The 2,541-nt window shown below is 59.1% G+C and carries 3 protein-coding genes; all 3 read left to right on the forward strand.

Features of this window, described 5'->3' with window-relative positions:
• Positions 1–317 precede the first annotated feature (317 nt).
• Positions 318–878, forward strand: a complete 561-nt coding sequence (locus JWR14_RS03960) for a fimbrial protein (protein ID WP_299701682.1) — start codon at positions 318–320, stop codon at positions 876–878.
• A gap of 85 nt (positions 879–963) precedes the next feature.
• Positions 964–1,707: a fimbria/pilus periplasmic chaperone gene (locus JWR14_RS03965; protein ID WP_299701685.1), complete on the forward strand. Its 744-nt coding sequence runs from the start codon at positions 964–966 to the stop codon at positions 1,705–1,707.
• 167 nt (positions 1,708–1,874) lie between these two features.
• Positions 1,875–2,541 (forward strand): FimD/PapC N-terminal domain-containing protein (locus JWR14_RS03970; protein WP_299701688.1); only part of this gene is annotated, 667 nt, incomplete at its 3' end.

Raw genomic sequence — 2,541 nt, forward strand, 5'->3', positions numbered from 1 at the left:
CTGAAACCAAAAGGCGTCCGCACACCACGGACGCCTTTTGGCGTTCATGAACGCCCCCGGCTCGTCCCACCCCCAGCGTTTTGATTTTAAGAATTCTTAGTTTTGTCCTAATTCTTTAAGAGAGTTCCGAGGGTCATCTGATGCGCCCGGTCTTAATATTCATTCACTCGCAGACGAACCGGTTCATCGCCTCTCACACGAATCCAGACGATGAAAAAAACGTGGCTCGCACTGCGCGATCGGCATCAGCTGGGATAGGAATCCTAAGTGCCGCAAGTGTCTACAAACCCGCATTCATTTCTCTATTGGAAACGTTCATGAAATCATTCATCTCCACCCTCGCTGCTGCTGCAACGCTCGCCACACTGGCACTCGCTTCAACCGGCGCAAACGCGTCTGACGGCACGATCACCTTCACCGGTGCGGTCACCGACACCACCTGCTCGATCGATACCAAAGTCGCTGGCGCCGCTGACAAAAGCGTCACGCTGCCGACGGTGACGAACAGCACCCTGGGCGCCAAGGGCGCAATATCCGGCACGAGCGCGGCCACCGACATGACCTTCACGCTGAGCGGCTGCTCGAGCGAAACGAAGGCAGTAGCGCGTTTCGAAAACGGCCCGACGATCGACCAGACCAATGGTTATCTGACGAACCAGGCACCTGGCGGCGCACAAAACGTTCAGGTTCGTTTGCTCAACGCATCGCACCTGCCGATCAACGTCGTCACCGGCGAAAACAACGATATGGCAGGCAATGGCGCGGCGATTGTTTCGGGTGACGCAAACCTGAAGTACTTCGCTGAGTACTACGCAACGGGCAAGGCAACCGCCGGCCCGGTCAACACCTCGGTTCAGTACACGGTCGACTATCAGTAAGTGCGTTTCAACGGGCATCTGCGGGTGCAGATGCCTGTTTTTTCTCAAAATTTCGAGATACGTTTTTCACGGAGAAGCATCAATCATGAAGTCCATTAGTCGAATTGCATGTGGTTTGGGTCTGGTCGCGGCCTTGCTCGCCGGCAGTGCGGGCGCGAGCGTGACCGTGGGCGGCACGCGGGTGGTGTATCCCCTTGAAAATCGTGAGGTGACGGTCAAGCTCACTAACGATCGCGCTGAACCGTCGCTGGTTCAGGTCTGGATGGACAAGGGCAATGCCGATGCGAAGCCCGGTGAAGCGAGCGCGCCGTTCGTGCTGACGCCGCCGATCTTCCGCATGGATGCGAAGAAATCGCAGACGATTCGCATGATGTACACCGGCGATGCATTGCCGCAGGACCGCGAGTCGGTGTTCTGGCTGAACGTGCTCGACGTGCCGCCCAAGACCGCGAAGACTTCCGACACCAACACGCTGCAGTTTGCGTTCCGCACGCGCATCAAGGTGTTTGCGCGTCCGAAGGGCTTGCCGGGCACGGCGGATGAAGCAGCCGGAAAGGTGACCTGGACGCTGGTGCCTTCAGCCGACAACAGGGGCTACGACGTGAAGGCGACGAATCCGACGGCTTATTACGTGTCGTTCAACAAGATCGATGTGGTGGGCGCCGGACAGACTTATACGAACGATATTGGCGGCATGGTCGAGCCACGCGGCACCGCGCAGTTCCCGGTGAAGAACCTCAAGGCAATTCCGGCCAACGCGCACGTCAAGTACCAGGGCATCAGCGATTTCGGCGGCTCCCTGCCGTTCGACGCGCCGATTGTCCCGTAACGACCTGAAGCCTTCGCCCCTCAGCGGGGCGGATTGAAGGTGTCGCGGGCCGTACCGAGCCGACGCCTTCCCCCAACACTCCACACGCGTTTTACCGAGCGGACTGTCCCGAACAGCCCGATGGGTCAAGTCGCGTCTGAATTGACCCAATCATCGCAGGCTGAATCATGAAACTCTCTGCTCAAACCGCATTCAATGCTCAGTACCCGGTCGCCTTCCGGCTGCGCCTGAAGCCGCTTGCCGCGATCGCTTTCTCGATGATGGCGTGTGGCGCGATTCCCCAGGCCATGGCCGACGTGGCTGCATCGACGCAAACTCAAACGCAGACAGGCGCCGTCGATGAAGTCAGTTTCGACAACACGTATCTGCGCGGGGAGGCGGGCAGCACAGTCGATACCAGCCGTTTCACGCGCGGCAACGCCGTGACGCCGGGAACCTATTCGGTCGACCTGATCGTGAACGGCGCGCGCCTGGCGCGTGAGGACATTCGCTTTGTTTCAACCGACGGCAAGCCGGGTTCAAAGCCGTGTTTCAGCCGCGCGCTGTTGCAAAGCGCCGGTGTTGATCTGGCAAAGGCCGATGCGGCCGCGGGACGTGGTGTGACCACGACTGCAACTACAACGAATGCAGAAACCTGCGATGAAATTGGCACCGTTGTGCCGGGCGCAACGGTCGATTTCGACTTCACGCAACAGACGCTCGAATTGAGCGTGCCGCAAGCGTTCATGAAGAATTCGGCGCGTGGTTACGTGCCGCCCGAACAGTGGGACCAGGGCGTCAACGGCGGCTTCCTCAGCTACAACGCGAACACGTATCACACGGAAGGATCGGGCA

The organism is Caballeronia sp. (assembly GCF_028292365.1).
Lineage (GTDB): Bacteria > Pseudomonadota > Gammaproteobacteria > Burkholderiales > Burkholderiaceae > Caballeronia.

Coding starts and splice junctions, on each gene's coding strand:
- JWR14_RS03965 (WP_299701685.1), top strand. CDS start 964: ATGAAGTCCATTAGTCGAATTGCATGTGGTTTGGGTCTGGTCGCGGCC.
- JWR14_RS03960 (WP_299701682.1), top strand. CDS start 318: ATGAAATCATTCATCTCCACCCTCGCTGCTGCTGCAACGCTCGCCACA.